Below are 5,681 nucleotides of genomic sequence, written 5' to 3'. Positions count from 1 at the left end.
TCGAGTTTCAAGACCAGCCGGATGTGACGCTGTCGGAAGGCGAGTTCCTCGTCGTTCCGGCCGGTGTCGAACACCGTCCCGTCGCCGACGAGGAAGCCGAGCTCCTGCTTTTCGAGCCGACGGAGACGCGCAACACCGGCAACGTCGAAGACGAACGAACCAGAACCGAGCTCGACCGAATCGAGTGATCAGTCGGCCACCGCTTCCTCGAACTCCGCACCGAAACCGAGGAACAGCGCCGTGCCGACGATGCCGATGACCGTCGCCGTGCCGAAGGCCGCCTCGGGCGAGACTGCGTAGGTGGCGCCCCCGAGCGCGGCCGAGGGGATAACGAGGACGTTCCGGAGGAGGTAGTACGACCCGGTGACGCGGCCGCCCGTTCCTGCCCGTGCCGGCCCGACGATGAGCGCCTTGTGTGCTGGCAGGCCGGCGAAGCGAAGGCCCGAAAAGGCGAAGAGAACGGCGAGGGCGAAGGCGTTTTCTGGCGCACTGATGAGCAGCGCGGGGAAGACGGCGTAGACTGCGAAGCCGATAGCGACGACGGGCTTGAGGCCAACCCGGCGGGAGAGCCGCGAGACGGGCACCATCACGAGCAACGCGACGAGCATCTCGATAGCGAGGAGGACGCCGAAGTACGCATCCGGCGAGAGGCGGCCGACGACGGGCAACGTCACGCCGACGGCGAGGAACTCCGTGACGACGATGACGAAGAAGACGTAGACCATGCCGTTGGCGAAGCGGACGAGCGTATCACCGACGAGCAGCGGCCGCAGTTCCGGCGGCATCGACCGGAGATCGGAGACAACCGTCGAGACGCCCTCGAACGATTTTCCGAGGGTGTCGCCGGAGGCGTCATAGAGGAAATGCTGGGCGAGCGTCGCGGCGAAACCGAACGCGGCCGCGACCGCGAGGATGACGCGAAAGCCCGTCTCGAAGGCGAAGACGGTGAGGACGCCGGCGGCGAACAGCGGGCCGAGCAGGAACGCCGTCCGGCGGAACGTCTCGGTGCTTGCGAACCCGGTCGCCAGCCGCTCCGGTTCGACGGTCTGCTTGACGATGGCGAAGGTGGCCCCGAGGCCGAACGATTTCCAGGCCTGTGCGAACACCAACCCAAGGAAGATGCCGACCGGAATCGTCGCCGGGTCGAGCCAGCCGACGACGAGTTCGCGGCCGGCCACCTCGACGGTCGTGCCGACGGCTGGGACGGCGACGGTGCCGAAGGCGTCGGCGAACAGCCACACGAGAAAGCCGGCCGTCGAGGCGAGGCCGAAAAGCGTCAGCGCAAAGCGTGACCCGATACGGTCGGAAACGGCTCCGCCGGGATACGGATACACGGCGCTAAGGAGATTGCCGAACGTGCCGAACAGCCCGATTGCGACCGCGCCGGCGCCGAGCACCGACATGTAGCGCGGGACGTACCGACTCGTCATCTGGAAGCCGAGGCTGAACGCGAACATTGCGACGGAGAGGACGAAGACGTCGCGTTCGAGCGCCATGACCTCCCGGAGCGTAGCCCGAGCGCTCGCCTCGTCGGCGTCACTCATACGGACGGGGTCGATACGAGGAGCAATAAAATGAGTGTCGAGTCGGTGACTGCGTCAGCGGCGACGACGGAGCAGCAGCGCAGCGGCGAGTGCGGCGGCAGCGATACCGACTCCGGGCCCGGCGCCGACGGCGCTCGTGTCGGTCGGCGTCTGTGTCGAGGGCTCCTCGGTGTCCTTGGCGTCGGGGTCGATACCTTCGATGGTGACGTTCTCGCTTTCGACACCGTCTTTCACCGCGCGGAACTCCTGTGGCCCCGCGGTGTCGATGGTCACCGAGAGTTCGCCGTTGGCGTCGGTTTCGCCGACAGTCTCGCCCTCGTAGCGTATTTCGGCGCCTTCGACCGGTTCTTCGTAGGCGTTGACGACCTGCACACGCGTGTTCTCACCGATGACGACGCGACTGTTCTGCGGTTCGACGACGAGCGTGGGCACCCGCTGGGTCGTGAGGTTTATCGAACGGTCGCTCTCACGGACGTAGAAGTTGTCTTTCGTCTCGACGTACCCCTCCTTCGTGACGGTGGCCGAGTACAACGTGTTCACGCCGACGCTGATGGAGGCGGAGCCGCCGGAGGCGCGGACGCTCGCGACCTCACCCTCGGCGTCGTTGATCCGAATCTGGGCGTTGTCCAGCTTTTTCGGCTCCTCGAAGTGGTCGTCGTATACCTCGACATCGAGGCGGACGGAGCCCCGTTCAAGCGTGAACTGTTTCGTGGTGTCGACGCCGACCCGGACGCGGCTGGAGTTGCGGAAGTAGCCGGGCTTGACCGTCGAGACGCGGTAGCGGCCCTGTTCGATGATACCGGTCGAGAACTCACCGTTCTCGTCCGTTTTACCCTCGGCGACGGTCGAGCCGCCCTGGCTGAACTCGACCGAGGTGTCGGCCAGCGGATCGCCGTTGGTGTCGGTGACGGTGACGGTCGATTGGCCCTTCAGCGAGACGCGGAGCGTCACGTCCTGTTCGGAGGCGTCTTCGACGAGGAGCGGTTCGTTCCGGATGAAATCGGGGTGTTCGACGGTGAGGTTCACGTCGGAACCCTCGGGGACATCGATGAACACACGGCCGTTGCTCGCGGTGGTTTGGGTCGTCTCGCCGCCGTCCCACGTGGCGGTGACCTCGGCGTTGCCGACGGAGACGTCCTCCTGGTCGACGACCGAGACGGTGAGCGTCACCTGGGAATCAGACTGTGCGACTGCGCCGACGGGCGCGACCAGCAGCCAACAAACCATCAGTGTGGCAAACAGTACGCTAAACGAACGGTTCATACATCTCCCTGCGCGCCGTGTCACTTAGTTTCAGCGGCCAGATAAAAATCCGATACGGGGCGTGGGTTATCGACGACGACGCACGAACAGCGCCGAAGCGAGGGCCGAAAGGGCGGCTAACACGCCGAATCCGGCACCGTCACCCGAGGTCGAATCGGTTGCCGTCGCCGTCGACTCGTCCGTCGAGTCAGTGGTCGTCGCCGTCGATTCGTCCATCGAATCGGTGGCGGTCGGCGTCGGCGTCGGCGTTGCGTCCTGCGTACTCGTCATCTGGACGTTCCGGGTCGAGAAGTGGTCGATACCGACTGCAATGTCGACAGCGGCCTCAGCGCTGGACGACTGGGAGACGTAGTAGCGCGGCTGGTCGCCCTGCATCGCCGACTGCTCGACGGCGCTGTAGGAATCCACTTGGACGGCCGCGCTGCCGTCGACGAATACCTGGATGTTCTCGGCGTTCTCGAAGGCCTCCTTGGACACGGTCGTCAACACGACCTTCCCCTGACTCTGGGAGCGTTCGACGGCCATCTCGACGTTGTTCTTGCTCCGGGAGGTGACCTCGACGGTGGTGTCCTGACCGTACTCGATGGTTTCGACGGCGGTTTCGTTGCCCTCGTCGGCGGCATCCTCGCCGTCGTCTTGTGCCTGCTGGACGTACACTTCGGCCGTCGCGGTGCCGTTCTGAATCATCCGTTCAGCTTCCTCCTCCTTCTGGGAGCGCTCGTCGTTGTACTGCCGGTAGACGAGTTGACTACCCTCTTTGACCTCGGCGGTGACGTTCCCCTGTTCGTTGACGACGACTTCGCCGTCACCGACGACGATGAACGCACCCTGGCTGCCGTCCTCTTTCGTCACGACGACGCGTTTGTCGCCTTCGGATTCGGCCTGGGCGTTCGAGGAGAGCTTGGCGTTGACGACCTGGTCGCCTTCGGCGGCGTTGAACTGGACGACGCCACGAGTGGTGTCGTATGCAGTCATGTTACCGCCGCTTTCGAAGCCGAGGCTGACGCTCGCGCTGACCTTCGTTTGACTATCGATACTCGCGCCGTTGATATTGGTCGTTGCCGAGAGGCCAGCGTCGATGCCGACCCCGGCCTGGCCTCGCACCTCACTCGACGATTGCATCGTCACGTTCTCGACGATGACGTTGCCATCGACCGCATAATCGGTGACTGCGTTGCTGCCCCCGTCGAACTGGACGTGGGCTCCACTGTACGCCTCGCCACTCGCCTGCTGACCTGCGGCCGGTGCCGCTGCCGCCCCCACGAGGGAGGTGAACAGAAGCACCGAAAGCAGGGCTGCTCTGTACTGCATATCCGACGAAACCCGCCGGGAAAAAATAAGTCTATTGGCCGTTCGGATTACTGCCTGCGGCGGGTTCCGACGAGGGCGGCGCCGAGGGCGGCGAGCGCAACGAGCGCGCCGAAGCCGGCACCGGAACCGTTGGACGTGTCGCCCTCACCGTCACCGCTCGTCATCTGGACGTTCCGGGTCGAGAAGTGGTCGATACCGATAGCCACGTTGGCCGCGGCGTTGGCACTCGACGACTGGGAGACGTAGTAGCGCGGCTGGTCGCCCTGCATCGCCGACTGCTCGACGGCGCTGTAGGAATCCGCCTGGGCAGCGGCCTCGCCATCGACGAGCACCTGGATGTTCTCAGCGCTGTCGAAGGCCGACTCGGAGACGGTCGTCAACACGACCTTCCCCTGACTCTGCGAACGGTCGACAGCCATCTCGACGTTGTTCTTGCTCTGGGAGGTAACCTCGACGGACGTATCCTGGCCGTATTCGACGACGCTGGCGGCCGCTTCCTGGCTCTCGTCGGAGCTGTCTTCGCCGCTCTGTTGGGCCTGCTGGATGTACACCTCGGCCGTCGCAGTGCCGTTCTGGATCATCCGCTCCCGTTTCTCATCGCCGTCGTCGCGTCCGGTATCGTATTGTCGGTAGACGAGCTGGCTGCCCTCTTTGACCTCGGCGGTGACGTTCCCCTGTTCGTTGACGACGACTTCACCGTCACCGATGACGATGAACGAACCCTCGCTGCCATCCTCTTTCGTCACGACGACGCGTTTGTCGCCCTTGGACTCGGCCTGGGCACGCTCGCTGATGTTGGCCCGTACCATCTGGTCGGACTCCTGTGCGCGAACCTGGAAGACGCCGCGACTGTTGTCGTGGGTCTGCATCTCGGCACCACTCTCGACTGCGATGGTGGCGCTCACGCTGGTCTTGGAGGCGACCTGCAGTCCCGAACCGCGGAAGTTCGTCGCTGTCTCGAGGTCGGCGTCGATGTTGACACCGGTCTGACTGCGCGCCTTACTGGACGACTGTATCGTCACGTTCTCGACGAGGACGTCCCCGTTGACCGCGTAGTTGGCGACGGAGCTGCTGCCTGCGTCGAACTGGACGTGTGCACCACTGTACGCCTCGCCCGACGCGTCCTGGGCGGCGGCGGGCGCTGCGGCCGCCCCCACGAGGGAGACGACCAGAAGCATCGATAGGAGTGCTGCTCTAGCTTTCATTGCAACCGAATATGTCGCTGACCCGAGTGATAAATTTCGTGGCCATTCGTGAGACATATTACCATGGCCGCTAACGAAGGGAGAGCGGCGGCCTCCGGCGCGAAAACCCGAACTATTTAAATCCTAACTGACTAGTCAGTCAATAATGGTAGAGGAGACGCGCGAGCGGATCATGGAGGCGACGTACAGAGCCCTCTGTGCGCACGGCTACGCCTCGCTGACGATGCAGGATATCGCCGACGAGCTGTGAACTACCCCACCCTACCGCTCGCCTGACGGCTCGCGCTTGAGGGTGGGGCTTCCTGTTTCCACGACGCGCTTTGCAGACACAGGTGTATCCACAGGGAGCGCAGTCTCC

The 5,681-nt window shown here is 64.3% G+C and carries 4 protein-coding genes and 3 pseudogenes; 2 read left to right on the top strand and 5 right to left on the bottom strand.

What is annotated here, in order from left to right:
• Positions 1-188, top strand: a pseudogene (locus ACI8UR_RS12080) (mannose-6-phosphate isomerase); the annotation flags it as partial.
• Here the strand turns inward: ACI8UR_RS12080 and ACI8UR_RS12075 are convergent.
• The 4 genes from ACI8UR_RS12075 to ACI8UR_RS12060 form a co-directional block, all read right to left on the bottom strand.
• A complete protein-coding gene (locus tag ACI8UR_RS12075; protein ID WP_411714947.1) occupies positions 189-1,544 on the bottom strand; it encodes an MFS transporter in 1,356 nt (451 codons plus the stop codon).
• Between the two features lie 54 nt (positions 1,545-1,598).
• Positions 1,599-2,771, bottom strand: a complete 1,173-nt coding sequence (locus ACI8UR_RS12070; RefSeq protein ID WP_411714946.1) for a carboxypeptidase regulatory-like domain-containing protein — start codon at positions 2,769-2,771, stop codon at positions 1,599-1,601.
• Positions 2,772-2,873: 102 nt separating this feature from the next.
• Positions 2,874-4,118 carry a PGF-CTERM sorting domain-containing protein gene (locus tag ACI8UR_RS12065; RefSeq protein WP_411714945.1) on the bottom strand — a complete coding sequence of 415 codons (1,245 nt, stop codon included), beginning with the start codon at positions 4,116-4,118 and terminating at the stop codon, positions 2,874-2,876.
• Positions 4,119-4,165: 47 nt separating this feature from the next.
• A complete protein-coding gene (locus tag ACI8UR_RS12060) occupies positions 4,166-5,323 on the bottom strand; it encodes a PGF-CTERM sorting domain-containing protein (RefSeq protein WP_411714944.1) in 1,158 nt (385 codons plus the stop codon).
• Positions 5,324-5,468: 145 nt separating this feature from the next.
• On the opposite strand from ACI8UR_RS12060, the pseudogene ACI8UR_RS12055 reads away from it, so the two are divergent.
• Positions 5,469-5,567, top strand: a pseudogene (locus ACI8UR_RS12055) (TetR/AcrR family transcriptional regulator); the annotation flags it as partial.
• A gap of 17 nt (positions 5,568-5,584) precedes the next feature.
• Here the strand turns inward: ACI8UR_RS12055 and ACI8UR_RS12050 are convergent.
• A pseudogene (locus ACI8UR_RS12050) lies at positions 5,585-5,681 on the bottom strand (RNA-guided endonuclease TnpB family protein); the annotation flags it as partial.

The organism is Natronomonas sp., assembly GCF_047616845.1.
In the GTDB taxonomy this organism is placed as follows: domain Archaea; phylum Halobacteriota; class Halobacteria; order Halobacteriales; family Haloarculaceae; genus Natronomonas.
Note: the sequence above shows the minus strand (reverse complement) of the source record. Positions and strands in the feature narration are given on the sequence as shown.